This window comes from Micromonospora sp. NPDC000442, assembly GCF_042898635.1.
Classification (GTDB): domain Bacteria; phylum Actinomycetota; class Actinomycetes; order Mycobacteriales; family Micromonosporaceae; genus Micromonospora.
On the sequence record NZ_JBIAYZ010000005.1, the window covers coordinates 141,553 to 167,230 of the forward strand.

Annotated in this window: 22 protein-coding genes; 8 read left to right on the top strand and 14 right to left on the bottom strand. The window is 72.3% G+C overall.

What is annotated here, in order from left to right:
• Positions 1-13: 13 nt before the first annotated feature.
• On the bottom strand, positions 14-1,030 hold the full coding sequence (locus ACFY2A_RS09820) for a DNA primase (RefSeq protein ID WP_363923831.1): 1,017 nt from the start codon (positions 1,028-1,030) through the stop codon (positions 14-16).
• A 79-nt stretch (positions 1,031-1,109) separates the two neighbouring features.
• On the opposite strand from ACFY2A_RS09820, the gene ACFY2A_RS09825 reads away from it, so the two are divergent.
• Positions 1,110-1,451 (top strand): PadR family transcriptional regulator, encoded by a 342-nt coding sequence (locus ACFY2A_RS09825; protein WP_387170316.1) that lies wholly within the window; start codon positions 1,110-1,112, stop codon positions 1,449-1,451.
• Between the two features lie 3 nt (positions 1,452-1,454).
• Here ACFY2A_RS09825 and ACFY2A_RS09830 read toward each other — a convergent pair whose 3' ends face one another.
• The 10 genes from ACFY2A_RS09830 to deoC form a co-directional block, all read right to left on the bottom strand.
• Entirely contained in the window at positions 1,455-2,126 is a 672-nt protein-coding gene (locus ACFY2A_RS09830) for a permease prefix domain 1-containing protein (RefSeq protein ID WP_363923829.1), read from the bottom strand.
• Positions 2,127-2,193: 67 nt separating this feature from the next.
• Entirely contained in the window at positions 2,194-4,029 is a 1,836-nt protein-coding gene (cydC, locus tag ACFY2A_RS09835) for a thiol reductant ABC exporter subunit CydC (RefSeq protein WP_387170318.1), read from the bottom strand.
• A gap of 76 nt (positions 4,030-4,105) precedes the next feature.
• A complete protein-coding gene (gene cydD, locus ACFY2A_RS09840) occupies positions 4,106-5,782 on the bottom strand; it encodes a thiol reductant ABC exporter subunit CydD (RefSeq protein ID WP_387170320.1) in 1,677 nt (558 codons plus the stop codon).
• On the bottom strand, positions 5,779-6,786 hold the full coding sequence (gene cydB, locus ACFY2A_RS09845) for a cytochrome d ubiquinol oxidase subunit II (RefSeq protein WP_387170322.1): 1,008 nt from the start codon (positions 6,784-6,786) through the stop codon (positions 5,779-5,781). The genes cydD and cydB overlap by 4 nt, the downstream gene beginning before the upstream one ends.
• A gap of 10 nt (positions 6,787-6,796) precedes the next feature.
• Positions 6,797-8,050 (bottom strand): cytochrome ubiquinol oxidase subunit I, encoded by a 1,254-nt coding sequence (locus ACFY2A_RS09850; RefSeq protein WP_387170324.1) that lies wholly within the window; start codon positions 8,048-8,050, stop codon positions 6,797-6,799.
• Between the two features lie 114 nt (positions 8,051-8,164).
• Complete coding sequence (locus ACFY2A_RS09855) at positions 8,165-9,070, bottom strand: M56 family metallopeptidase (protein WP_387170326.1); 906 nt, start codon at positions 9,068-9,070, stop codon at positions 8,165-8,167.
• A 9-nt stretch (positions 9,071-9,079) separates the two neighbouring features.
• On the bottom strand, positions 9,080-9,568 hold the full coding sequence (locus ACFY2A_RS09860; RefSeq protein WP_387170328.1) for a BlaI/MecI/CopY family transcriptional regulator: 489 nt from the start codon (positions 9,566-9,568) through the stop codon (positions 9,080-9,082).
• A 434-nt stretch (positions 9,569-10,002) separates the two neighbouring features.
• Positions 10,003-10,827, bottom strand: a complete 825-nt coding sequence (locus tag ACFY2A_RS09865; protein ID WP_387170330.1) for an aldehyde dehydrogenase family protein — start codon at positions 10,825-10,827, stop codon at positions 10,003-10,005.
• Complete coding sequence (locus ACFY2A_RS09870; RefSeq protein WP_387170332.1) at positions 10,820-12,250, bottom strand: aldehyde dehydrogenase family protein; 1,431 nt, start codon at positions 12,248-12,250, stop codon at positions 10,820-10,822. The genes ACFY2A_RS09865 and ACFY2A_RS09870 overlap by 8 nt, the downstream gene beginning before the upstream one ends.
• A 5-nt stretch (positions 12,251-12,255) precedes the next feature.
• Positions 12,256-13,245: a deoxyribose-phosphate aldolase gene (gene deoC, locus ACFY2A_RS09875; RefSeq protein ID WP_387170334.1), complete on the bottom strand. Its 990-nt coding sequence runs from the start codon at positions 13,243-13,245 to the stop codon at positions 12,256-12,258.
• 139 nt (positions 13,246-13,384) lie between these two features.
• On the opposite strand from deoC, the gene upp reads away from it, so the two are divergent.
• Together upp and ACFY2A_RS09885 are read left to right on the top strand one after the other, a co-directional pair.
• Entirely contained in the window at positions 13,385-14,017 is a 633-nt protein-coding gene (upp, locus tag ACFY2A_RS09880) for a uracil phosphoribosyltransferase (protein ID WP_363923819.1), read from the top strand.
• A 73-nt stretch (positions 14,018-14,090) separates the two neighbouring features.
• On the top strand, positions 14,091-14,765 hold the full coding sequence (locus ACFY2A_RS09885; protein ID WP_363923818.1) for a GPP34 family phosphoprotein: 675 nt from the start codon (positions 14,091-14,093) through the stop codon (positions 14,763-14,765).
• A gap of 77 nt (positions 14,766-14,842) precedes the next feature.
• Here ACFY2A_RS09885 and ACFY2A_RS09890 read toward each other — a convergent pair whose 3' ends face one another.
• On the bottom strand, positions 14,843-16,528 hold the full coding sequence (locus tag ACFY2A_RS09890; protein ID WP_387170336.1) for a phospho-sugar mutase: 1,686 nt from the start codon (positions 16,526-16,528) through the stop codon (positions 14,843-14,845).
• A 47-nt stretch (positions 16,529-16,575) separates the two neighbouring features.
• A complete protein-coding gene (locus ACFY2A_RS09895; protein ID WP_387170338.1) occupies positions 16,576-18,666 on the bottom strand; it encodes a serine/threonine-protein kinase in 2,091 nt (696 codons plus the stop codon).
• Positions 18,667-18,880: 214 nt separating this feature from the next.
• On the opposite strand from ACFY2A_RS09895, the gene ACFY2A_RS09900 reads away from it, so the two are divergent.
• On the top strand, positions 18,881-20,464 hold the full coding sequence (locus ACFY2A_RS09900) for a methylmalonyl-CoA mutase (RefSeq protein WP_387170340.1): 1,584 nt from the start codon (positions 18,881-18,883) through the stop codon (positions 20,462-20,464).
• Between the two features lie 497 nt (positions 20,465-20,961).
• The gene (locus ACFY2A_RS09905; RefSeq protein WP_387170342.1) at positions 20,962-22,221 is read left to right on the top strand and encodes an amidohydrolase; all 1,260 of its coding nucleotides are present in this window, start codon (positions 20,962-20,964) and stop codon (positions 22,219-22,221) included.
• Here the strand turns inward: ACFY2A_RS09905 and ACFY2A_RS09910 are convergent.
• The gene (locus tag ACFY2A_RS09910) at positions 22,178-23,167 is read right to left on the bottom strand and encodes a DUF4349 domain-containing protein (RefSeq protein ID WP_387170344.1); all 990 of its coding nucleotides are present in this window, start codon (positions 23,165-23,167) and stop codon (positions 22,178-22,180) included. The genes ACFY2A_RS09905 and ACFY2A_RS09910 overlap by 44 nt on opposite strands.
• A 114-nt stretch (positions 23,168-23,281) precedes the next feature.
• Between ACFY2A_RS09910 and ACFY2A_RS09915 the strand changes: the two genes are divergently transcribed.
• From ACFY2A_RS09915 to ACFY2A_RS09925, 3 genes are all read left to right on the top strand, one after another.
• Complete coding sequence (locus tag ACFY2A_RS09915) at positions 23,282-23,914, top strand: MBL fold metallo-hydrolase (protein WP_387170346.1); 633 nt, start codon at positions 23,282-23,284, stop codon at positions 23,912-23,914.
• Positions 23,915-23,918: 4 nt separating this feature from the next.
• Positions 23,919-24,842, top strand: coding sequence for a hypothetical protein (locus tag ACFY2A_RS09920; protein ID WP_387170348.1), 924 nt, complete (start codon positions 23,919-23,921; stop codon positions 24,840-24,842).
• Positions 24,843-24,928: 86 nt separating this feature from the next.
• Positions 24,929-25,666, top strand: coding sequence for a hypothetical protein (locus ACFY2A_RS09925; protein ID WP_387170350.1), 738 nt, complete (start codon positions 24,929-24,931; stop codon positions 25,664-25,666).
• Positions 25,667-25,678: the final 12 nt, after the last annotated feature.

Genomic DNA, 25,678 nt, shown 5'->3' on the forward strand with positions numbered 1-25,678 from the left:
TCCCTGGTGCGGGTCAGTCGCGCCAGTCCACGACCGCAGAGATCTTCCCGACAATGGTCCGCCAACCCAGACTTGCGGTTTGTGCCCCGATTTTCTTCAGCCTACGCCGTCCCATGAAGCCGCCGATGCCGCCGCCGACCGACGCCCGTAGTGCCTCGTCCAGGTCGTCGAGACTGGAGCCGGCGGAGAGCATGTCCAGCACCGCGGGCAGCCGCAGGGCGTACGCCAGGTCGCGGGCGACCTCGCCGGCCTCGATGAGCAGCGTCGGGTCCCAGGTGTCGTGCCCGCCGCGGAGGTTCTCCACGACGAGGTCGAGTTCGTAGACGTCATCGTCCAGCGGTGCGATGTCAGCCGGTTCCACCCGTTCGGACAGTTCACCCCAACTGTCCAGCTGAGACAGATCGTTGGGTGCGCCGGAACGGACGAAACTGACAAGTGACTCGGGCGTCTTGAACAGCAGCAGCCGGCCCTTGTGGGTCAGGAAGACCGGCACTTCCTCGTCACCAGCCTGATCGGCGGTGATCTCCTCGGCGTCCTCCTTCCCGTCTTCGGTGGCGTCGTCGCCGCGCTGCGCCCGCTTCTCCTCGTCCTCGCTCTCGGCGAACTCCCGGGCGACCTCCTCGTCGAGGATGACGACGTCACCCTCCTCCTCGTCGTCGCCCTCGGCCGGGCCGACCTGCCGGCGGGCGAGGAAGGGATCGTCGGCGTCGCGCTCGGCCACGTCGGTCGGGGTCAGCTCGCTGGCCGGCCGGTACGCGCGCAGGGTGAAGCCGGTGCCGGCCGGCAGGGCGATCTCCACCGGATCGATCCGCAGCTCGTCCCAGAGTGCGCGGTCCGCGGTCTCCGCCGCGGCTACGTCGGGCGCGGAGTCGGCCGGTTCGATGACGTCCGGCTCGCTGGTGCCGGTCGTGTCATCGAGCTCGGGCTCGTCGGCGTCCGGCCGTTGGGGCGACTGGCGTGCCACGGTGACCTCCGTGTGCGTCGGGCTACCACCCCCGGCGCTGATGCCGGTGAGTGACTCTGGGCACATACCCTAGTTGGCTGCGCTCGGTAACCGCTGGCCGCACCCCGGTGGCTCACCACGCGGATAACAAGTAGCGTGTCTACGTATGAACGCCCAGGCGCTGCACGGACACCTCGACGCCCTGCTCCTGGCCGTGCTGGAGCGGGGGGCTCTGCACGGCTACGCCATCATCGAGGCCCTGCGGGCGCGCAGTGACGGTCGCCTCGACCTGCCCACCGGCTCCGTGTACCCGGCACTGCGACGGCTGGAGCGGGCCGGCCACGTGGCCAGCGCGTGGAGCACCGTCAACGGGCGGGAACGGCGGACCTACGAGCTGACCGACACCGGCCGGCGGGCACTGGCCGACCAGCGGACGGGGTGGCGCGAGTTCAGTTCGACAGTCGGCCGCTTCCTGGACCCGGGCACCACACCCGTCACGGCGGGCTGAACGTCAGCGGGTGGCCAGCAGCCAGGTCCGGGCGGCGCTGCCCAGCCACACGTGGGCGGCGGCGCCGACGACCATTCCGATGATCATCGGTGGCCAGGTCAGGGCCGCGTCCCACAGCAGGATCGACCAGGCGAACAGCCCGGCCCCGGCCACCGCGCCCAGCAGGGCGGTGCCGGTCAGCGCGACACCGGCGCTGCGCGCCAGCGCGGTCAGTACGGGACGCGCCGAGCGGGCGGTGGCCGCGACCAGCACGAGCCCGGCCAGACCGAGCAGGAACGCCCCTGCCCAGATCCACTCCACCGACTGCGACAACAGCAGGTAACCGGAGGGTGGTCGCGGTCCGCCGCTCCAGCTCGATCCGTGCCAGGTCAGATCACCGGCGATCGAGGCGGTCGCGGCAAAGGCGACCACTCGCAGGGACAACCCGCGCAGCGCGGCCACCGCGAGCTCGGCCTGGTAGGCCGGGGCCAGCTGATCCGGCGTACCGAAATCGGCGACCGCCTGGCGCGACGCCTCAGCCGCCGACAGGCCGCTGTCCCGGTACGCCTCGACGGCGTCGAGCAGCCCGTGCCGGGCCTCGGTCATCAGATCGGTCCGCAGCCGACGTGGCCCACGGAGCCGACCGGCGAGCTGCCGCAGGTGTTCCTCGACCAACACGTCATCCCTGACCGGCATGGCCCCAACCCTGCCATGCCAGCTGGTGTCCCGGCCTCGGGGACATCCCGGAGGCGGCCCCGACGGATCAGCCCGACAGCGCGAGGTAGCCGTGCTCGGCGGCCTGCTGCAACACCCACTGTTCCCGGTACCAGCCGGGCGTCGTCACGAGCGCCGCGTGTCGACCCCGCTGCACGACCCGGCCGGCGTCCAGCACCACGATCTCGTCGAGTTCGGCGAGGCCGCTGAGCCGGTGGGTGATCAGCAGCACCGAGTGCCCGGCGGAGGTCGCGGCCAACGTGCCGGCCAGCACCTGGTCGGCGGCGACCGGGTCGAGGCCCTCCGTGGGCTCGTCGAGCACCAGTAACCCGGGCGCGGCGAGCAGAGCGCGGGCCAGCGCGAGCCGCTGCCGTTGCCCCCCGGAGAGCTGTCCACCCTCCTCGCCGACCACCGTGTCCCAGCCGTCCGGCTGGGCCCGGACCCAGTCCGCCAGCCCGGCGGCGGTGGCGGCGGTGAGCAGCGCGTCCTCGTCCGCATCCGGCCGACCGAGCAGCATGTTGTCCCGGACGGTGGCGTGGAAGACGTACGCCTCGGCGAGCAACCCGCCGACCAGGCGAGGCAACTGCTCAGACGGGTACGACGACACGTCCCGCCCGTCCAGGGTGACCCGGCCGGCGGTGGGGGACACCGCAGCGGTCAGGACGGCGGCCAGGGTGCTCTTGCCCGCGCCGCTCGGACCGACGACCGCGACCCGGCGTCCGGGCGGCAGCTCGAGGTCGAAGCCGTCGAGCGCGGCGGGAGCACCGATCCGGTACCGAACCGTCACCCCTTCGAACCGGACCGCCGGTGCCGACTCGACCGCCCGCCCGGCGTCGCGCAAGCTCGCGGCATCGGCCGCACCCCGGTCAGTCGAGGTCCGGGCGGTCCCGGAGTCAGCGTCGCCGGGTGCCAGGAGCTGGGCGACCCGGGCCAGGCCGGACCGCAGCCCGGTCCATTGACGGGCCGCGCCGACCAGCGCGAGGGCGATCTCCACGGCGGCCAGGGTGCCGACGGCCAGGACGCCGACCAGCACCCCGTCCACGCCGGTGCCGAGGGCCACGTACACCACCGCCCCGGCGGTGAGACCGGCCACCAGCACCCCGGCCGCGTCGACGGCGAAGCCGAGCGCGGCGAGTCGCCGCTCCAGCCGGGCCAGCCGGCGGGCCCGCCGCCCGGCTGCCGCCAGCGCGTCCGAGGTCGCCCCGAACGCCGCCAGGTCGGCGGCGCCATGGGTGAGATCGACCGCGTCGGTGGCGAGCGCACCGCGCAGTGGCGCCACCTCCGCACCGGCCCGTCGGGTCAGCGCGGTCGCCAGCGCCGGTAGGGCGACGGCGGCCACCAGCAACCCGGCGGCGAGCGCGAGCGCGGCCGGCAGCGACACCAGCGCGGTCAACCCGACGGCCAGGACGCTCACCAGCCCGGCCGCGGCGGCCGGCACGACCACCCGCAGCAGCAGGTCCTGGACCGCCTCCACGTCGGAGACCAGCCGGCTCAGCGCGTCCCCACTGCGTGGCGGACTGCCCCGCCGGGACGCCAGGGTGTCGAAGACCCGGGCCCGAACGTCGGTGACCAGGCGCAGCACCGCGTCGTGCCCGGCCAGACGTTCGGTGTAACGCAGCACGCCGCGGCTCACCGCCAGCGCCCGTACCGCCACGATCGCCACGGTGAGCCGGTCCAGTGGGGGCTGACCGGCGGCGGTCATCAACAGCCAGGTCGCGGTCGCCATCAGGGCCAGCCCGGCGAACTCGGTGGCCGCGGCGAGCAGCCCCGCACCGATCAGGCGCCTCAGGTACGGCCGGGCCAGTCGCAGCACGATCCGTTCGGGCGAAAGTCCGCTGCTCATCGCCGCACTGGACCGGCTGATTCGCTCGCTGCGCTCGCTCATCGCGCCACCTCGCTTCGCTCGGCGTCACGATGAGCCACCACCGCACTGAGCCGGCAGATTCGCTCGCTGCGCTCGCTCATGGGCGGCGTTCCCCGGCCGGTACCGGCGTCAGTTCGGTGACCCGCCCGTCCTCGACCCGCAGGATGCGGTCGACGTCGGTCAGCAGCGCGGGCCGGTGGGCCACCAGCAGCGCGGTGCGGCCGGCGACCAGCTGGCGGGTGGCCGACAGCACCACCGCCTCGGCGGCGGCGTCGAGGCGCGCGGTGGGCTCGTCGAGGAGCACCACCGGTGCGTCCCGCAGGAACGCCCGGGCCAGCGCCACCCGTTGCCGCTGACCGCTGGACAGGCCGTGCCCCCGCTCGCCGAGCAGGGTGTCCAGCCCGTCGGGCAGGGCGGCGACCACCTCGTCCAGCGCGGCGGCGTGGACCGCGGCGGCGAGGGCGGTAGGCGCGGCGTCGGGGGTGCCGAGCCGGATGTTGTCGGCCAGCGACGCGGCGAACAGGTGGGCCCGCTGCGGCACCCACGCCACCTGCCGCCGCCAGCCGTCGAGGTCGATGTCGGTCAGATCGACCCCGCCGACGGTGACCCGGCCGCCGGTCGGACGGACGAAGCCGAGCAGCAGGTTGAGCAGGGTGCTCTTGCCGGCGCCGCTCGGACCGATGATCGCGATGCGCTCGCCGGGCCGGATGGTAAGCGTCACGTCGCGCAGCGCCGTGGTGCGCTCGTACGCCACCGTCACCGATTCGAAGCGGATCTCGGCGGGGCCGTCCGGTTGTGCGCTCGCTCGACCAGCCGGCGCCGGCGGTGCCGAGCCGGAGAGGGTGAGCGCCTCGTCCAGCGCGGTGAGCCCTTCCATGCTGGCGTGGAAGCGGCTGCCGGCCGCCCGCAGCGGCAGGTACGCCTCCGGGGTCAGCAGCAGCACCAGCAGCGCGGTCTGGAGGGCCAGCCCGCCGCCGAGCAGCCGGATGCCGACCGGTACGGCGACCAGCGCCACCGACAGGGTGGCGACGAGTTCGAGCACCAGCGCGGAGAGGAAGGCGATCCGCAGCGTCTTCATGGAGGCGATCCGGTGGCCGTCGGCCATCCGCCGTACCGCGTCGGTCTGTGCCCGGGCCCGACCGAACGCGCGCAGTGTGGGTAGCCCGGCCACCATGTCCAGGAAGTGCCCGCCGAGCAGGGAAAGCCGCCGCCACTGGCGCTCGGTGGCGGCCTGGGCCTGCCAGCCGAGCAGCGCCCCGAAGATCGGAATGAGCGGCAGCGTCAGCGCAATGATCACCGCCGAACTCCAGTCGGCGAAGAGGACTCGGCCCAGCACCGCGACCGGCACGGTCACGCTCAGCACGAGTTGTGGCAGGTAGCCGGTGAAGTAGGCGTCGAGTGCGTCCAGACCCCGACCGGCCAGCGTGGCCAACTGCCCGGCTCGCTGTCCGGCCACCCAGCCGGGTCCGTGCTGGGCGACGGCACCCAGCAGGTCGGCGCGCAGCGCCGCCTTGACCGTGGCGGCCACCCGCGCGGACACCGCGCCCTGCGCCCAGACCACCAGCGAGCGGGCCGCGACCGCGGCCAGCAACCCGACCAGCGCGGCGCGGTCCAGTTGCCCGGTGAAGGCCGTGGCCAGCAGCACGGCCAGGGCGGTCGCCTGCGCCACGACCAGACCGGCGGCGAGCACGCCGAGCAGCGCGAGCAGGCCGAGGTCGCGTCGGGCAGCGGGAACCCGGCGCAGCAGCCGCGGGTCGAAGGGGCGGCGGTTCACCAGTACACCGGTGCCCTGCCGTCGGTTCGTCCTCGAAAAATCCACCAGCACATCGCCTGGAAGCCTAGTAGGGCCGGCAGCAGCGGTACCGCCAGCCAGCCCAGCAGCCGCAGGGTCGGCCCGCTGGCGGCCGCGTCGGTCACCGTCAGTGATGCATTCGGTTCCACGGTCGACACCAGCACGTACGGCCAGAGCGTCACCCCGACCAGCAGCACCGGCAGCGCGAGCGCCGTCGCGGTGGCGGCGAAGGCCACGCCGGGCCGTCGCCGCCCGAGCGCTACCCGCGCCGCCAGCAGGGCCGCCACCAGCAACACCGCCAGCAGTACGCCGACCGCAGGGCGCTGCGCCGCGGCGCGTACCCGGTCGGAGAACAGCGCGACGACGGTGGCCGCGCCGACCGCGACGATCGCGGTGAGGAGCAGCCGGCGCGCCAGCGGACGGAGCCGGTCACTTTCTACGGTAGGTAGCCGGAGGGTGAGGAAGGTCGCACCGTGCGCCACGACCAGAGTCAGCACGGCCAGCCCGGTGGCGGCGGCGAACGGGGTGAACAGGTGCGTCACCCCGGCCACGTGTCCGTCGGCCCGCAGCGGTACCCCCTGGAGCAGTCCGGCGAGCACCACTCCCCAACCGAGCGCGGCGAGCAGGCTGCCGACCACGATCACCCGCTCCCAGGCGGTGCGGGCCCGTCCGCCGCCCGGCCGGCTGCGCAGCTGCACCCCGGCGGTCACCAGGATCACCCCGGCGAGCGCGGCGGCCACCGCCGGATAGCTGCCGGCGAGCAGTTCGCCCTCCAGTAGGGGGAACGCGCCGAACAGGATGCCGACGGCGGCCACCAGCCACACCTCGTTGCCGAGGAAGAACGGCCCGACCGCGTTGAGGGCGGCGCGTCGACGTGGCGCGTCGGCTCCGCGGGCGAGCAGCAGACCGACGCCGTAGTCGTAGCCGCCGAGCACCAGATAGCCGGCGAAGAAGAGGCCGAGCAGGGCGTACCAGGCGAGTTCCATCTCCGGCTCCTCAGGCGAACGCGGGTTCGGGGCGGGGGTCGTCGGCCGGCGGTTGGGCCGGCGGGCGGCCGAGAGCGGGGTCGCCGGCACCCCGAGCGGCGTGCCGGGCGAGCAGCGTCCAGTTGGTGACGGCGAGCGTGCCGAGCAGCAGGGTGAAGCCGATCAGCGAGGTCGCCATCAACCACGGACTGATCGGCGAGACCGCCTGGTCGACCGGCAGCAGCCCGTACGCCACCCAGGGATGACGGCCGACCTCGCGGGCGATCCAGCCGAGGATCAGCGCCACGAACGGCAGGGGCAGGGTGAACATGATCAGCCAGAGCGGGAACCGGAGGCGGATGATCCAGTCCCGCCAGAGCAGCGGGACGAGCAGCCAGAGCAGGCCGAGGGCGAATCCGATGAGGATCATGAAGCCGAGCCCGACGTTGGCCAGCGTGGGAGGCAGGTAGTCGCCGGGGCCGAATCTGGTGGTCCAGTCGGCGATCAGCGCGTCGGCTTCGGGGTTGCTCCCGAACTTGGTGGGTTGTACGCCGCCCACCGGCCCGAACTGGGTGAAGCCGAACCCCTGCACGAGGGTGATCGACAGTGCGGCGGTGACCAGCCCGATCCGCAGCGAGGTGCGGAACAGCGCATGGTCGGTGGTGCGCCGATTGAGGTGCCAGGCGCTGACCGCCGCCATCAGCAGGCCGCCGGTGAGCAGCGCCGCCGACACCACGTGCCCGAGCGCCATCCACAGGGTCGGGTTGGTCAGCAGTGCCGCGAAGTCGGTCAGGTGGGCGACGCCGTCGCGTACCTCGTAGCCGACCGGATTCTGCAACCAGGAGTTGGCCACCATGATCCAGAAGGCCGAGGCGTACGCGGTGATCGCGACCCCGTAGAGCAGTGCGAGGTGCGCGCCGCGACGTAGCCGGTGCCAGCCGAAGATCCACATGCCGAGGAAGGTCGACTCCAGGAAGAAGGCGACCAGGGTCTCGATCGCCAGCGGCGCGCCGAAGACGTTGCCGACGTAGCGCGACAGCCCGCTCCAGTTCAGCCCGAACTGGAACTCCATCACGATGCCGGTGGCGATGCCGAGCACGTAGTTGATCACGTAGAGCTGACCCCAGAACCGGGTCAGCCGCTCCCAGCGATGGTTGCCGGTCACCACCCAGGCGGTCTGCATCCCGACCAGCAGGGTGACCAGGCCGAGCGTGACAGCCACGAAGAGGAAGTGGATCGAGGCGGTCGTGGCGAATTGCAGGCGGGCGAGGAGCAGGGTGTCCATGTCGGCTCTCCCGGGACGGGGGTCGATGCGGATAGGGAGCCTACACGTAGAGACGCTACATATAGGTCCGCGGTGCGAGCCGGGCCGGCATGATCAGGGTTAATTCAGGGGCCGTCAGCTGAGGAAGAGCGAGACCGGCAGGGCGGCCACGGTCGCGGTCACGGACAGCGCCGTGGCACCGAGCAGCCGGGGCGGGCGTGTGGTGACCAGCAGCCGCTGCACCCGTACGTCCAGATCCCGGTCGCCCATGCCGAGCGCGCCGGCCGGTGTGATCCGATTCCCGGCGGCGGCGAACCGGCGCAGCGCGCCGGCCAGCGAAGCCTCGGCGTGCAACTCGCGGGCCTTGTCGTCGGCGCGCATCTCGACCAGCAGCGAAACCCGCTCGTGTGCCTCGCGAACCCAACGGAACCAGGGCAGTGCCCGGCAGAGCGCGGTGAACGGCAGCAGCACCAGGTCGTGTCGCTCCTGGGCGTGCGCCCGTTCGTGGGTCAGCACCGCCTCCAGCTCAGCCCGGTCGAGCAGGCTGAGCGTGCCGGCGCTGACCACCACCCGGGGCCGCACCCCCGGCAGGCAGTACGCCGCCGCACCCGGATGGTCGAGCACCAGCGCGCCGGGCACGGTCGGATCCCGTCGGGCGACCAGGGTGAGCAGGTCCCGGTGCCGGCGCTGGGCGCGTACCGCGCCGTGGATGCTGCGTACCGTCGTGGTCAGCAGCACCGCCCCGATGCCGAGACCGACGCCGACCAACCCCAGGTGCACGGCACCGAGGCCGGCCGGCAGGGTGCCGTGCCAAAGGTCGTCGGCGAGCGCCAGCAGTGCACTGCCGGTGCTCCGCTGGTACGGGGCGAGGCCCAGCGCGATCGGCAGACCCATCGCGGAGAGACCGACCCCCAGGCCGATCGCCTGCCAACACAGGATCGCCACCCGAGGGCTGCGCCACGTCCAGGTGGAGCGGGCCAGCACCTGGGCGATCAGCCAGCACGCCACCATCGAGGCGGCGAAGTGCAGGGTGTGCGCCACGGCGTCGCCCTACCGCTCCGCGGCCTCGTCGGCCAGGCCAGGACGCGACGCCCGGTCGGCCTGCGGCGACTCGACCCGGTCGGTCAGTCCGCGACCCGGGCCGTCCGCCGCCCGTCCAGGTGTGTCGGCTGCCGTCCCGGCCTCCGCCGAGAGCGCGGCGCGCAGCACGTCGGCCTCGGTGCCGGTCACCGAGCGGGCGAACCGGACAAGCGCCGCGTCCCGGCTACCGCCCAGGTCGAGCGCATCGAGCATGAGCTGGGCGATGTACGCCTCACGGCTGGCCGCAGCACGGTAACGCCACGCCCGACCCTCCCGCTCGCGCTGCACCATGCCCTTGCCGGCCAGCCGGTCCAGCACGGTCATCACCGTGGTGTACGCCAACTCCCGCCCGTCCAGAGCCTCGGCCACCTCGCGCACGGTGACACCATCCGACGTGGCGGGAACCGCGTCCCACAGCACGTCCATCACCGCACGCTCAAGATCCCCCAGCCGAGTCACCCCGCAATCCTACCCCCCGTAGTAGACCCACCCCCACACCCCAACCCCCTCGACCCGCCCCGCGCACGCACGCGCCCCGCCCACCACAGCAACTTCGGGGAAACTGCTGCTTCGGCCCCTGCTCGACCCAGCAACTTCCGAGAAGTTGTCCGGATCTTGAGCGAGGGGCCCGGGGCGAGAAGGGCACAGGGAACGGAACGGGTAGCGGGGCGGGAGGGGGGAGGGGGAGCCGGGGGCACACGCTGGGCACCACTCCGCGAGCCGTGACCCACGGACGGCCCGTGCCTACGTCAGGGTTTCCGGGGAGCCCCGCCCGCGCAGGGATCAAGCCTGACCGCCCGGAGCGGGCGGGGCTCCCCGGAAACCCAAGAGCGAAGGCTCCCCGGAAACCCCACAAGCGCAGGCCCCCGGAAACCCGCCCGGCACAGAGCCGCTCAAACTCCCTTGGGGTGCCAGACGGTCTTCGTCTCCAGCAGGGCGGTCATCCGACCGAGCCCGGGATCCGCCGACCAGTCGTGGCCCTGCGGCACCGGGCGGAGCACCCGCTTGAGGTTCTCCGCCGCCTTGACCTCCAGGTCGGCGGCCAGCTCCGGGTCGGTCACGCCGGTCAGGTCGATCGCGTTGACGTCCATGTGCGCGGCCAGCGTGGGTACGGTCTCCGACAGCCGGCCGGTGAGGATGTTGACCACCCCGCCCGGCAGATCGGAGGTGGTCAGCACCTCGGCCAGGGTCACCGCGGCCAGTGGTGCGGTCGGCGAGGCGGCCACCACCACCGTGTTGCCGGTGACGATCGCCGGGGCGATCACGCTGACCAGCCCGAGCAGGGCCGGTGTCTCGGGGGCGACCACCGCCACCACACCCGTCGGCTCGGGCGCCGACAGGTTGAAGTACGGCCCGGCGACCGGGTTCGCGCCGCCGTACACCTGCGGGAGCTTGTCCGACCAGCCGGCGTACCAGACCCAGCGGTCGGTCGCCGTGTCCACCTCGTCGCCCGGCACGCCGAGCGCGACGAACTGCTCGCGTCGGCCTTCCAGCATCTCGGCGACCCGGTAGAGGATCTGACCCCGGTTGTACGCGGTCGCCCCGGCCCAGCCCTTGCCGGCGGCGCGGGCGGCCACCACGGCGTCCCGCGCGTCCTTGCGCGAGGCCAGCGACACGTTGGAGTCCTGCACGAGATACGACCGTCCCGACTCGCTACGCGGGAACTTCCCGCCGATGAAGAGCTTGTACGTCTTGCGTACCGCGACCCGCTCAGACATTGAGGTAAGCCTCCAGCCCGTGCCGGCCGCCCTCGCGACCGTAGCCCGACTCCTTGTATCCGCCGAACGGCGAGGTCGGGTCGAACTTGTTGAACGTGTTGGCCCACACCACGCCGGCACGCAGCCGGTCGGCCGTCCACAGGATCCGGGAGCCCTTCTCGGTCCAGATCCCGGCCGACAACCCGTACGGCGTGTTATTGGCCTTCTCCACGGCCTCGGCCGGGGTGCGGAAGGTCAGTACGGACAGCACCGGGCCGAAGATCTCCTCGCGGGCGATCCGGTGCGCCTGGGTGACCCCGGTGAAGATGGTCGGCGCGAACCAGAAGCCCCGCTCGGGCAGCTCGCACGGCGGCGACCACTGCTGTGCGCCCTCGGCGGCGCCGGCCTCGGTCAGCTCCCGGATGCGGGAGAGCTGGGCGGCGGAGTTGATGGCACCGATGTCGGTGTTCTTGTCCAGCGGGTCACCGAGGCGTAGCCGGGCCATCCGTCGCTTGAGGGACTCCAGTACCTGCTCGGCGACGGACTCCTGGACCAGCAGTCGAGAACCGGCGCAGCAGACGTGCCCCTGGTTGAAGAAGATGCCGTTGACGATGCCCTCGACCGCCTGGTCGACCGGGGCGTCGTCGAAGACGATGTTGGCGGCCTTGCCGCCGAGCTCCAGGGTGAGCTTCTTGCGGCTGCCGGCGACCGCGCGGGCGATGGCCCGGCCGACGTCGGTGGAGCCGGTGAAGGCGACCTTGTCCACGCCGTCATGCTCGACAAGCGCCCGGCCGGTCTCGCCGGCACCGGTGACGATGTTGACCACACCGGCCGGCAGGTCGGCCTGCTGGCAGATCTCGGCGAAGAGCAGCGCGGTCAGCGGGGTGGTCTCGGCCGGCTTCAACACCACCGTGTTGCCGGCGGCCAGCGCCGGGGCGATCTTCCAGGCCAGCATCAGCAGCGGGAAGTTCCACGGGATGACCTGCGCGGCCACGCCGAGTGGCTGCGGGTTGGCACCGAAGCCGGCGTGCGGCAGCTTGTCGGCCCAGCCGGCGTAGTAGAAGAAGTGCGCGGCGACCAGTGGCAGGTCGACGTCGCGGGACTCCTTGATCGGCTTGCCGTTGTCCAGCGACTCCAGCACGGCGAGTTCGCGCGAGCGTTCCTGGATGATCCGGGCGATGCGGAAGAGGTACTTGGCCCGGTCCCGGCCCGGCATCGGACCCCAGACCTTCTCGTACGCCTTGCGGGCCGCCCGGACCGCCCGGTCCACATCCTGCGCGCCGCCCTCGGCGATCTCGGCCAGCACCTCCTCGGAGGCCGGGTTGATCGACTTGAAGCTGCCGCCGTCGGCCGGGTCGACGAACTTTCCGTCGACGAAGAGCCCGTACGAGGGCTTGAGGTCTACCACCGAGCGTGACTCGGGGGCGGGTGCGTATTCGAACATCGCGGTCAGTCCAGGGTGAAGTAGTCGGGGCCGGCGTAGACGCCGGTCGTCAGCTTGGTGCGCTGCATCAGCAGGTCGTTGAGGAGGCTGGACGCGCCGAAGCGGAACCAGTCCGGGTGCAGCCAGTCCGGGCCGACGGTCTCGTTGACCATGACCAGGTACTTGATCGCGTCCTTGGTGGTCTTGATACCGCCGGCCGGCTTCACGCCGACCTGCCGCCCGGTGGCGGCCCGGAAGTCGCGTACCGCCTCCAGCATCACCAGGGTCACCGGCAGCGTGGCGGCGACCGGAACCTTGCCGGTGGAGGTCTTGATGAAGTCACCCCCCGCGAGCATCGCCAGCCAGGAGGCGCGGCGTACGTTGTCGTAGGTGGCCAGTTCGCCGGTCTCCAGGATCACCTTGAGGTGGGCTCGCGGTCGCCCTTGGCGACCGGCATCAGCACTGCCGCAGGCTTCCTTGATTGCGGCGATCTCGTCGTACACCTCGGAGTAGCGGCCGGCCAGGAACGCACCCCGGTTGATCACCATGTCGATCTCGTCGGCCCCCGCCTCGACGGCGGCGCGGGTGTCGGCGAGCTTGATCTCCAGCGGCGCCTGCCCCGACGGAAACGACGTGGCCACGCTGGCCAGGTGCACAGCGCTGTCGCGCAGCACCTCGGCCACGTACGGGACCATCGCGGGGTAGACGCAGACCGCGCCGACGTGCGGGCAGGACGGATCGGCCGGATCGGGCCGCAGCGCCTTCGCGGCGAGTGCCCGTACCTTGCCGGGGGTGTCCGCGCCTTCCAGCGTGGTCAGGTCGACCATCCGGATCGCGAGGTCGATCGCCTCGGCCTTGGCGGTGGTCTTGATGGATCGGGTGCCGAGTTGGGCTGCCCGCTGCTCCGCGCCGACCTGGTCCACGCCCGGTAGGCCGTGCAGGAAGGTCCGCAGAGCGGTCTCGGATCGTCCCAGCTCGGAGAGGTCCGAGCGGGCCGACGTCGCTGTCGCCGTCATGTCTCGAAGTCTACGCAGGTTGACGCCGAGTGATCTTGGTCACCGCGTTCGCCGGAGCGGAGCGCTCACGGGTGAGCGAGGTCGCTGGTCGTGGCCGGGACCCACGGGCCGATATCCGGGGCGGGTAGGTTGAGCGATCGTGGACGTACTCGTCATTGACCACCCGCTCGCCCAGTCCAGGCTGACCGCCATGCGGGACGAGCGCACCGATTCCTCCTCGTTCCGGGCGGCGCTGCACGAACTCACCACCATGCTGGTGTACGAGGCCGCGCGCTCCTTTCCCGTGGAGACGTACCCGGTGCAGACGCCGGTGACCGCCACCGAGGGCACCCGGCTGGCGAACCCGCCGCTGCTGGTGCCGGTGCTGCGGGCGGGCCTCGGCATGGCCGACGCCGCGCTGGGGCTGCTGCCCGAATCCTCGATGGGCTTCGTCGGTCTGGCCCGCGACGAGGAGACCTTCGAGCCGCGCGCCTACATGGAGTCCCTGCCCCGGGACCTCGCCGGTCTGCCGGTGCTGGTCCTCGACCCGATGCTGGCCACCGGCGGCTCACTGGAGCACTGCTGTCGACTGCTGGCCGAGCGCGGCTGCACCGACATCACCGTGCTCTGTGTGCTCGCCGCGCCGGCCGGCATCCAGCGGCTGGAGCGTTCCGGGCTGCCGCTGCGCCTGGTCACCGCCGCCATCGACGACGGCCTCAACGACAGCATGTTCATCGTGCCGGGACTCGGCGACGCCGGTGACCGGCAGTTCGGCGGCATGCCCCGCTTCTGAGCGGACGACGGCCGCTGACCCGGCGGCGGTTTGTGCTGCGGGCGGTGGCGTTCAGCGGCTAGCGTCTCGGGCCATGACTGGTGTGCCGCTCGCCGAGGAACTGCTCCTGCTCGCGTACGACGACGAAACGGGTAAGGCGACCCTGCCGCGGATCAGCCTCGACCTGGGCATGGCCGCCGCCGTCCTCATCGAGCTGGCCCTGGCCGGGCGGATCGCGTACACCGACGGGGCCCTGACCGCGGTGGACCCGACGCCGACCGGCGAACCGGTCACCGACGCGGTGCTGGCCAAGATCGCGGCTGACACGCCCCGCAGTCCCTCCTCCTGGGTGCAACGGTTGCGGCACGGTCTGCGCGACCGGATCCTCGGCGACCTCTGCGAGCAAGGCGTCGTCCGGGACGTCGACGAGACCGAACTCGGCTTCATCCACGTGCACCGTTACCCGGTGGTGGACCCGTCGGTGGAGGAGGAGACCCGGCAGCGGCTCGCGGTGGTGCTCACCGGTGCCGCGCCGGACGAGCGGACCGCCGCACTCGCGACCCTGGTCGCCGTGCTGCGGATGGAATCCGCCCTCGGTGTCACCGGCGAGGACGCCGACGCCGCCCGCCGCCGGCTGGAGGAGATCGCCAGCGGTGCCGGCTTCTCCGGTGAGGTCAGCCTGGAGGACTCGGTGATCCGCCCCTCGGTCGCCCTCGTGGTGGCCGCCCTAGGCCGCGCCGTAGAGCACGCCCTAGGCCCCCGCCGCTAACCCGCCCACCCACCTTGCCCCGTTGATCATGAGGTTGTTGTCGGCGACCCGGCGTGTCCCGGACAACAACTTCATGATCAACCGGGAGGGGCGGGGTGGTGGATGCCGAGGGCGTCCGCCATCTCGGTGCGGAGGGCGGTGACGGCGGCGGTTGCGCGGGTGCGGGCCGCGGCGACGTCGCCGTCGGCGACCGGTTCCACCACTTCTAGGTACGCCTTGAGCTTCGGTTCGGTGCCGGAGGGTCGGATCACCACCCGGGCCGCTGCGGTACGCAGGATCACCACGTCAGCGTCGGGGAGCAGGTCCTGTGCCTCGGTGACCGGCTGGCCGAGCAGGGTGGTCGGGGTGGCGGCGCGGATCCGGGCCATCGCGTCGGCGATCAGGGGCAGGTCGTCGACGCGTACCGAGAGCTGGTCGGTCTGGTGCACGCCGAACTCGGCGGCCAACTCGTCGAGCCGGTCGGTGAGCGTGCGGCCCTGCGCCTTCAGACCGGCGGCCAGCTCGGCCACGGTCAGCGCGGCGGTGATGCCGTCCTTGTCGCGTACGTGCTCCGGGGCGACGCAGTAGCCGAGCGCCTCCTCGTAACCGAACACCAGTGGCTCGCTACCGTCACCGGCCCGGACGATCCACTTGAATCCGGTGAGCGTCTCACCGTACGGCAGTCCGCGCGCGGCGCACATCGTCCGCAGCAGCGACGACGAGACGATGGTGGTGGCGTACAGGCCGGTGACCCCGCGTCGCATCAGGTGATCGGCGAGCAGCACACCCACCTCGTCCCCGCGCAGCATCCGCCAACCCGAACCCTCGCGGACCGCGACGGCGCAGCGGTCGGCGTCGGGATCGTTGGCGATGGCCAGGTCGGCGTCGATGCGCTCGGCGAGCGCGACCAACCGGTCCACCGCGCCCGGCTCCTCCGGGTTGGGGAAGCTGACGGTTGGGAAATCCGGGTCCGGCTCGGCCTGGTCGGGCACCACGCCGGGCGTCGGGAAACCGGCGGCGGCGAACGCGGCCGTGAGCACCGTCGCCCCGACACCGTGCAGCGGGGTGTACGCCACGGTCAGCTCCCGGGGGCCGCCGGGGGAGACGACACCGACCGCCCGCGCCACGTACGCGGCGACCAGGTCGTCGCCGAGCACCTGGCCGGCGGGGCCGAGCGCCACCTGGGCCAGCGGACCGACCGCGCGGATCGCTGCCTCAATGCCGGCGTCGGCCGGCGGCACGATCTGCGCCCCGGCGCCCAGCTTCCCGCCCAGCCCGGCACCGAGGTACACCTTGTAGCCGTTGTCCTGCGGCGGGTTGTGGCTGGCGGTCACCATCACCCCGGCCACCGCCGACAGGTGCCGTACCGCGTACGCGAGCACCGGGGTGGGCAGTGGGCGGGGCAGCAGCAGCGCTGGTCGGCCCGCTCCCGTGGCAACCTGGGCGGTGCGCTCGGCGAACTCGCGGGAGCCGCGCCGGGCGTCGTACCCGATCACTAGCGGACCGGTGCCGCCCTGGGCGGCGAGCCAGGCGACCAGCCCGGCGGCGGCCTGGGTGACCACCGCGAGGTTCATCCCGTTGGGGCCGGCACGCAGCGGCCCGCGCAGCCCGGCCGTGCCGAAGGTCAGCGGCCCGGCGAACCGGTCGGCCAGTTCCGGCCCGCTGCCCGGCAGTTGGTCGAGCACCGCCCGCAGCTCCGCCCGACCGGCCGGGTCCGGGTCGTCGGCGAGCCAGCGTTCGGCCCGCTCGCGGATGGTGTCGAGGTCAGTGGTCTCCGCCGCCATGGCCTCTTGATAGCACGGCGCGGATCTCCACGGGCGGGTGCCCTGGTTCAGCCGGCCGCCGTGAGCTGGAACGACTTGAGCATCTCCGCGTAGATCGGCTTGCTCTCCTCGAAGCGGGCATCGGTCGAGGTGAGGTAGAACGAGTAGAGCCGGCCGTCGTGGGCGACACCGTGCCAGATGCCGTGCCGCATCTCGTCGCCCTCGCCGCAGGTGTACTCGAACTCGGCCGAGGGCTTACCGGCCAGCTCCTTCTCCGCCATGGCGACCTGCGTGTACGGCTTGGAGCAGGAGGCCGAGCGGGTCTTCAGGCCGTTCTCGGCGACCTGCGCCCACCGGGTCGAGGTGCCGCTCCACTTCTCGTTGAGGATGCGCACCCGACGGCCGCTGTCCTCCGGGTCGGTGTAGTCGATGTAGACCCCACCGGCCGGCGCGGCCCGTTTCCAGCCCTTGGGCACCAGCATCTGCACCCCGCGCGCCGAGTGCTCCTGCATCTCGATGCCGGGTCCCTCGTCCGCCGAGCTGGACGGCTCGGCGACCGGGGTGGTGGGCGTCTCGTCGCCGCCGCTGGCGAAGGCCACGATGCCGATCAGCAGCAGCACCGCCAGACCGCCGGCCGCCGCCAGTTGCATCTTGCGCGGCCAACCCTTCACGGTGTCGACCACCCGGGTGCTGGCGGCCTTCGCCCGGTCGACCGGGCTGCTGCCGCCGCCGGGAGCGGGGGCCGGCGTGCCGTACGGCTGACTGGGCGCGGCCGGCCACTGGGCACCGCCGTAGCCGCCGACCCGCTGGGTCGCCTCGGGCTGGGTGCCGTAGCCGCCGAGCTGCTGGGTGGCGTCGGGCCCGGCGCTGTAGCCGCCGACTCGCTGGGTCGCGTCGGGCTGGCCGCCGTAGCCGAAGGCCTCCGGCCCGACCCGCTGGGTGGTGTCCGCGCCGATCCGCTGGGTCGCGTCGGCACCGCCGTAGGTGCGGCCGGCGGGCGGGGACATCGCGGCGCCCCTCCGCCCGGGACGGGCCAGGGCGTCGGCGCTGGTGTCCTCCATCGCGGCGCCGGCTGCGGCAGCCTGGCCGGGGCGCTCGCCCCGGCGCAGCGCGGCCAGCCGGTCGGTCAACGACTCGCCGGGGCCCAGCATCGCCCGGCCGCCGATCTGCCCGGACGGGGCCGGCTTGGCCGGGGCCGCCGGCGCGGTGATCGGCGCGGGCAGCGGCACCGGCATCACGGAGTACTGGTCGGTCATCGAGTTGACCCCGGCGGCGCTGCTGCTCAGCGGGCCGGCCAACAGCTCGCGCAGCATGGCGCGGGCGGTGTGCACGTCGAGCCGGCGGGCCGGGTCCTTCTCCAGCAGACCCATCAGCACCCGGGTCAGCGGGCCGCTGCGCTGGGGCGGGGCAGGCGGATCCTCGACCACGGCGTGCATGGTCTCGATCGGGTCGCCCCGGTCGAAGGGCGGTCGGCCCTCCACGGCCGTGTACAGCGTCACGCCGAGGGAGAACAGGTCGCTGGGCGGGCCGAACTCCTGCCCCATGGCCCGCTCGGGCGAGATGAAGTGCGGTGAGCCCAGCACCATCCCCGGGGTGGTGAGCTGCACGTCGGTGGGCATCCGGGCGACACCGAAGTCGGTAAGCACGCAGCGGCCGTCCGAGCAGATCAGCACGTTGGCGGGCTTGACGTCGCGGTGCAGCACGCCGATCGCGTGTGCCACCTCGAGCGCGCCGAGCAGCGCGATGCCGATCTTGGCGACCACGCGCTGGGCGATCGGCCCGTCCTCGATCACCATGTCGGCGAGGCTGCGGGCGTCCAGCAGCTCCATCACGATCCAGGGCCGGCCGGCCTCGGTGACCACGTCGTACACCTGCACCACCGCCGGGTGGGCGATGGCGGCGGCGGCGCGGGCCTCGCGCAGGGTGCGTTCGTACATCGCGTCGCGGTCGCTCGGTGCCAGGCCGGGCGGGAGGACGACCTCCTTAACCGCCACGTCACGGCGCAGAAGTGTGTCTGTGGCCCGCCAGACCGTACCCATGCCGCCGTTGCCCACCGCCGAGCGCAGCGAGTACCGGTCACCGATGACGGTGCCGGGTGTCGCGCGTCCGTTGGTGGGAGTGCTGACTGGTCCGCCGCTCCACGTCGGGATCTGAGTCACAGAAAAGCCACCGGGGGAAGTCGAGAGGGCTGGGACACAACCCCCCTATCTTGCTGGTTCAGACGCCCGATGCGAAAGCCGGCGCGGCGGACGTTTCCAGTACTCGACGGTACGTGTGCAGGCACTCACCTCTTGTCGCGTCCTGTTGCGGCGGGCGACGCGGTGTGCGGTATCCCTCACCCGCCAGCCGTTCCACCCGTCCTACCATCCGGTGATGAGCGAACGGCGGTCAAGCGAGTCCGGTTTCCCGATCAAGGGCGTCTACACGGCCGGCGATCTTCCCGGCGACCTGGACTCCCGCCTCGGCGCGCCCGGCGAGTTCCCGTACACCCGTGGGGTCTACCCCACCATGTACACCTCCCGTCCGTGGACCATGCGCCAGTACGCCGGCTTCGGTACCGCCACCGAGTCCAACGCGCGTTACCACCAGTTGTTGCGGGCCGGCACGATGGGCCTGTCCGTCGCCTTCGACCTGCCCACCCAGATGGGGTACGACTCCGACGACCCGATCGCGCACGGCGAGGTGGGCAAGGTCGGTGTGGCCATCGACTCCATCGAGGACATGCGACTGCTGTTCGACGGCATCCCGCTGGACAAGGTCTCCACCTCGATGACGATCAACGCGCCCGGCTCGGTGCTGTTGCTGCTCTACCAACTCGTCGCCGAGGAGAACGGGGTGCCGGGTTCGGCGCTCAACGGCACCATCCAGAACGACATCCTCAAGGAGTACATCGCCCGGGGGACGTACATCTTCCCGCCGAAGCCCTCGCTGCGGCTGGTCGCCGACACCTTCGGCTACTGCCGGAGCGAGGTGCCCAAGTGGAACACCATCTCCATCTCCGGCTACCACATGGCCGAGGCCGGTGCCTCGCCCGTGCAGGAGATCGCGTTCACGCTTGCCAACGGCGTGGAGTACGTCCGGGCGGCGATCGCCGCCGGGCTGGCCGTGGACGACTTCGCCCCCCGGCTGTCGTTCTTCTTCGTCGCGCGTACCACCCTGCTCGAAGAGGTGGCGAAGTTCCGGGCGGCCCGACGGATCTGGGCCCGCCTGATGCGCGACGAGTTCGGGGCGAAGAACCCGAAGTCGATGATGCTGCGCTTCCACACCCAGACCGCGGGCGTGCAGTTGACCGCCCAGCAGCCCGAGGTGAACCTGGTCCGGGTGGCGGTGCAGGGGCTCGGTGCGGTGCTCGGTGGCACCCAGTCGCTGCACACCAACAGCTTCGACGAGGCGATCGCGTTGCCCACCGAGAAGGCGGCCCGACTGGCGCTGCGCACCCAACAGGTGCTGGCGTACGAGACGGATCTCACCGCCACGGTCGACCCGTTCGCGGGCTCGTACGTGGTGGAGGCGATGACCGCCGAGCTCGAGACGGCGGCGGATGCGCTGATGGCCCGGGTGTTCGAGCACGGGTCGGCGGTGGACGCGATCGAGGTCGGCTTCCAGAAGCGGGAGATCGAGCAGTCCGCGTACCGGATCGCGCAGGAGATCGACTCGGGCGAGCGGGTGGTGGTCGGGCTCAACCGGTTCGCGATCGACGCGGAGGAGCCGTACGAGCCGCTGCGGGTCGATCCGGCGATCGAGGCGGCACAGGCCGAGCGGCTGGCGAAGCTGCGGGCCGAGCGGGACTCCGCCACCGTGGAGCGTGCTCTGGTCGAGTTGCGGGAGACCGCCTCCGGCACCGGCAACGTGCTCTACCCGATGAAGACGGCGCTGCGCGAACGCGCCACCGTCGGTGAGGTGTGCGGGGCGCTCCGCGAGGTCTGGGGCCGCTACCAGCCCACTGACCGGTTCTGACTGCGCCTGGTCGTCGTCGGGCGCACGGCCCGCCGTCGCAGGTACGCACGGCCCGTCGTCGCACAGCGTGTCGAAGCGGCTGTCCCCGGGTACTCCGCTTGCGGTGATCACGCGGACGCACACGGTGTGCGGTCGGAGGGCTGCCGTGCGTGTGAACGTCCACGGGTGATCGTTGCCGCGAGTGGTCGGGTAATTGTCGTACCGTCAGTTCATCGGCGTGACTAATGCGACAATTCGGAACGGCGACGATGGTTTCGAGAAGATTCTCGGCACCCGAGGCACGATTACGCGTTGTAGGAGGTGAGAGGTGGATGATGGCGCACGACCGCGATCTACCTGCTGTCCCGCTCACCTCCGGACGCTCTCAGCAGGGCATACGTGACGCTGCGCGGTCCGATCATCACCGGAACGAGGTTGCGCAGAGTTATCGTCGGGGGTCTACGCTGTCTGCTGTTCCCGATGATCCATCCATTTCTAGTGATCGAAGAGAATTCGACGTGACGAGTGCGTTGACGATGCCGACCGGTCACCAACTGGCGCCGTCCTGGCCGGAGGCGCCGACCGGTTCCCAGCCCCTGCCCTTCGAGTTGGACCACCTGCTCGCCCTCCGGGTACCGGGCCTGATCGCCACGCGCCGTCACATTCACTCGCACCCGGAGCTGTCTGGCGCGGAGTTCGAGACCGCGGCCCTGGTCGCCCGGGAACTCTCCCTGGCCGGGTTGCAGCCGCGACTGCTGCCCAAGGGCAACGGGGTGATCTGCGACATCAACGGCCGCCCGGACGGTCCCGTGATCGCGCTGCGCGCCGACATCGACGCGCTGCCGCTGACCGACGTCAAGGACGTACCGTACCGCTCCACGGTCGACGGGGTCTGCCACGCCTGCGGCCACGACGTGCACACCACGATCATGTTGGGCGTCGGCATGCTGCTCGCGCAGCTGGCCGACCTGGGCGAACTGCCCGGCCGGGTCCGGCTGATCTTCCAGCCCGCCGAGGAGATCCTGCCCTGCGGCTCGCTGGAGGTGATCGAGGCCGGCGGCCTCGACGACGTGGTGCAGATCTTCGCGCTGCACTGCGATCCGAACCTGCCCGTCGGCCAGGTGGGCCTACGGGTCGGCCCGATCACCGCCGCCGCCGACAACGTCACCGTCCGGCTAACCGGCCCGGGTGGCCACACCGCCCGCCCACACCTGACCGTGGACCTGGTGGACGCGCTCGGTCGCCTGATCACCGAGGTTCCGGCCCTGGTCAGCCGCCGGGTGCCGGCGAACAGTGGACTGCTGCTGGTCTTCGGGCACGCCTCCGCGGGCACCCGGTACAACGTCATCCCGTCCGAGGCGTCTGCCTCCGGCACCCTGCGGGTGATGGACCGCGACACCTGGGAACTGGCCCCGAAGATCGTTTCTCAGGTGGTCCGGGACGTCATCGCACCCACCGGGGCCACCGTCGACCTGGAGTACCTGCGTGGTCGCCCACCCGTCTGCAACGACGCGCGGGCCATCGGGGTGCTGAACGCGGCCACCGCCGCCGCGCTCGGCCCGGAGGGCATCGCGGAGACCCCGCAGAGCATGGGCGGCGAGGACTTCTCCTGGTATCTGGAGTACGTCCCCGGCGCCCTGGCCCGCCTCGGGGTCGGCCGCTCCGGGCCGAACGTCGATCTGCACCGGGCATCGTTCGACGTGGACGAACGGGCCATCCCGGTGGGCGTACGACTCATGGTGCAGACCGCGCTCCAGGCACTGGCGGCGGCGCGCTGACACCCGGCGGTGGCGGCGCGCCGACCGGCGTGACCAGGGCCGGCACCGCGGGCCGGTTCCGGCGGCGACGGCGGGCCAGCCACCACAGCGCCCCCAGCGGTACGCCGAAGACCAGCAGCCACGGCAGGACCGCACCCAGCACGGTGAGCAGGATGGTCATCGAGGACAGGAAGACCTGCCAGCCGCCCTTGAACCCCACCAGGAAGCCGATCTGATTCTCCTCCTCGGGGATCGTGACGCCCGGACCCACCAGGGTGACCGTGATGGTGGAGAGCGCGGTGAGGTCGCTCAGCCGCCGCTTCTTCGCCTCCAGTGAGGCGAGGTCGGCCTCCCGCCGGGCCAGTTCGTTCTCGATGCTCACCAGGTCGCTGATCGAGTCGGCCTGGGCGAGCAGCCGCCGGGCACTCTCCACCCGGGCCCGCTGGCTGGCGATCCGGGCGTCGAGGTCGATGGTCTCCTCGGTGACGTCCTGCGTTCCGATCTCCCGGCGCTCCTGCACGCCGAGGCCGGCCAGTTCCTCGACGACCGCGTAGAACCTGTCCGCCGGCACCCGTAGTTCGAGGTCGGCCACCGCATCGGCGTCGGAGCTGCGGCGTTGGTCCCCGCCGACGAATCCGCCGGCCCGGGTGGCCGCTGCGACGGCGTCCCGGGCGGCGATGTCCACATCGTCCACCTGAACCCGGATCGATCCAGTGTAGATGATGGACCGTTGGTCGACCCGGGTGTCCGTCGCCGCGCCGGCGCCGCCCTGGGCATTGCCGGGCGCGGCGGCCTCGCCTGGCGCACCGGCGGCACCCTCCTGGGCCGGCGCGACGGCGTCGGCCGCGGTGCCGGCCGCTCCTGAGTCGTCTCCGCCACCACCACTTCCGCAGCCAGCGAGCATCAGCAGCGCGGCCAGTGTCGCCACCGCCGTGGTCCCGTTACGGCGGGCTCTTCCCATTCTCATCCCCGTTCCCCTTTCTGCTGCCCGAGCGGGCAATGGCTCGGACGCCACACACCACCGCGCGGGTTCCGGCAGACTGCGCTCAGGACGTCACGAATCGATATGGGAGGCATCACGATGCGGCTCACCAAGTACGCCCACTCGTGCCTGCGGGTCGAGCACGACGGGGGAGTGCTGGTCATCGATCCAGGGATGTTCAGTGAGCCGGCGGTGGCGTTGGACGGGGCCGACGCGGTGCTGATCACCCACGAGCACCCGGATCACCTCGACGAGGCGGCGGTGAACCGGCAGTTGGAGCGGCGCCCCTTCGTCATCCACGGCCCGGCGTCGCTGGCCGGCGCGCTCGGTGACGCGGCCGACGTGCTGCGCCCGGTGACCCCGGGGGAGTCGTTCACCGCCGCCGGGATCCCGGTACGCGCCCACGGTGGCCGGCATGCGGTGATCCATCCCGACATTCCCGTGATCGACAACCTCGGCTACCTGCTCAACGACGTGGTCTACCACCCGGGCGACGCCCTGTACGTCCCGGACGACGTCCAGGTCGACACCCTCTTCGCCCCGATACACGCTCCCTGGTCGAAGTTCAGCGAGGTGGTCGACTTCATTCGGGCGGTGGCACCGCGTCGGGTCTTCGCGCTGCACGACGCCCTGCTCAACGACAACGGCTACGCGGTGCTCGACCGGCAGTACACGGCGCTGTCCGGCAGCGAGTACCAGCGGCTGGAGCCGGGCAGCCGGATCGACGGCTGACCCGATGCCCGGCCCCCCACCCGAGCTCGTCGAGCAGCTGTACCGCACGCCGCCGGACCGGTTCGTCGCCGCCCGGGACGACGCCGCCGCGCAGGCCCGCCACGCCGGTGACCCGGGTACCGCCCGGGAGATCGCCCGGCTGCGTCGGCCCACCGTGGCCGCCTGGCTGGTCAACCTGCTCGCGCTGGAGCGACCGGAGCTGGTGTCCGAGCTGGCGCAGCTGGCCGAAGCGCTGCGGGAAGCCCAGCGCGAGCTGCGCGGCCCGCGCCTGCGGGAGTTGTCCGCGCAGCGGCGGGCGGTGGTCGGCGCACTGGTCGCCGAGGTACGCCGGCTCGCCGCCGACGTCGAGGGGGCCCCGTCGGGTGGGAAGCTGCCGTTGGCCGAGGTCGAGGCGACCCTCAACGCCGCGCTCTCCGACGTCGAGGTGGCCGAGCAGGTGCGCTCCGGGCGGCTGCTGCGCCCGGCCCACTACGCGGGGTTCGGCGAGGTGCCCCGGCCACAGTTGCGTCTGGTGACCGGCGGCGAGGAACCGCCGCCCGCCGCGCCGGTCCGGCAGCGTCCGCCGGATCGGGGAGCGCTGCGGGCCGAGCAGGCGCAGCGGGCCGCCCGTGCCGAACGGTCCCGCCGCCGCAGGGCGTTGGAGAAGGAACTGGACCGGGCGCGTACCGACCAGGAACGGGCCGAGACGGACCTGGCCGGCGCGGTGGCGGCCGAACGCGACGGGATGGCCGCGCTGGACGCCGTCGAGGCGGAACTGGCCGAACTGGAACGCCGCCGAGCCGTAGCCGAGCAGGAACTCAGCCGGTCCCGGCTGGCCCGTCGGGCCGCCGAACGGTCGGTCAGCACCGCCCGACGACGGGCCGGCGAGGTCGAGGCCGCGATGGAGGCGTTGGACGCCGAGGAGGGGGATGCCGACTCCGACGGTTGACCGGCAGACTGGTCCCTCATGGACGGACCTTCGGGCGGATCCTTCACGTACGGACCTTCGGGCGAACCCCTCCCGGGCGCGCCGGGATGACGCCGGAGCAGGTCGCGGCGGCGAGCAAACCCGCGGTGCTCGCCCTCGGAGAGGCGTACAACCGGTGCCCGACCACGCTGCGTCGGGCCCGGCTGCTCGGCATCTCCGGGTGGGCCTTCTACGTCACCGGTCGGGCCGGCGCACTGGGTGACGTACGGGCCGAGACCGTGGCGGCAGCGCTCGGCTTCATCGCCCCCGACGCCGTGGCCGACGGCTGGGACGCCGCCGCCCGCGCGGTCCGCCCGTCCGAGGTGGCCGCCGCCAGCCTCGCCGAGTGCTGCCGGTGGGGTGAGGAGGTGCTGGGTGACGTGCCCCGCGTCGACCGACTCGCGGCGCTTGTGGAACGGGCCGTCGCGGCCGCCGACGCCAGCGCGATGCCACTGTTCGCGGCGTGGCGGGCCATGCCGTTGGACACGGTGACCGCCGGTGCCCGGGCCGCCGTCGGCCTACGCCTGCTGCGCGAACATTTCACCGGTGCGCACCTGGTGGCCGTACGCGCCAGCGGGATGACCCCGTTGGAGGCGGTGCTGGCCGGTCCCGAGGGTGCCAGCGGCGCGATGGCCTGCGGCTGGCCGCCGCCGTACCCGTCGGTCGGACCGTTGGTGCGGCGGCGGCTGTGGGCCGAGGCGATGACCGACCGGCTCGTCGCGCCCGCCTTCACGGCGCTCGGTCCGGCTGACGGTGCCGAACTGGTCGAGTTGCTGACCGTGGCGCGTACCCACGCACAGGGCTGAGAACCCGCCCAT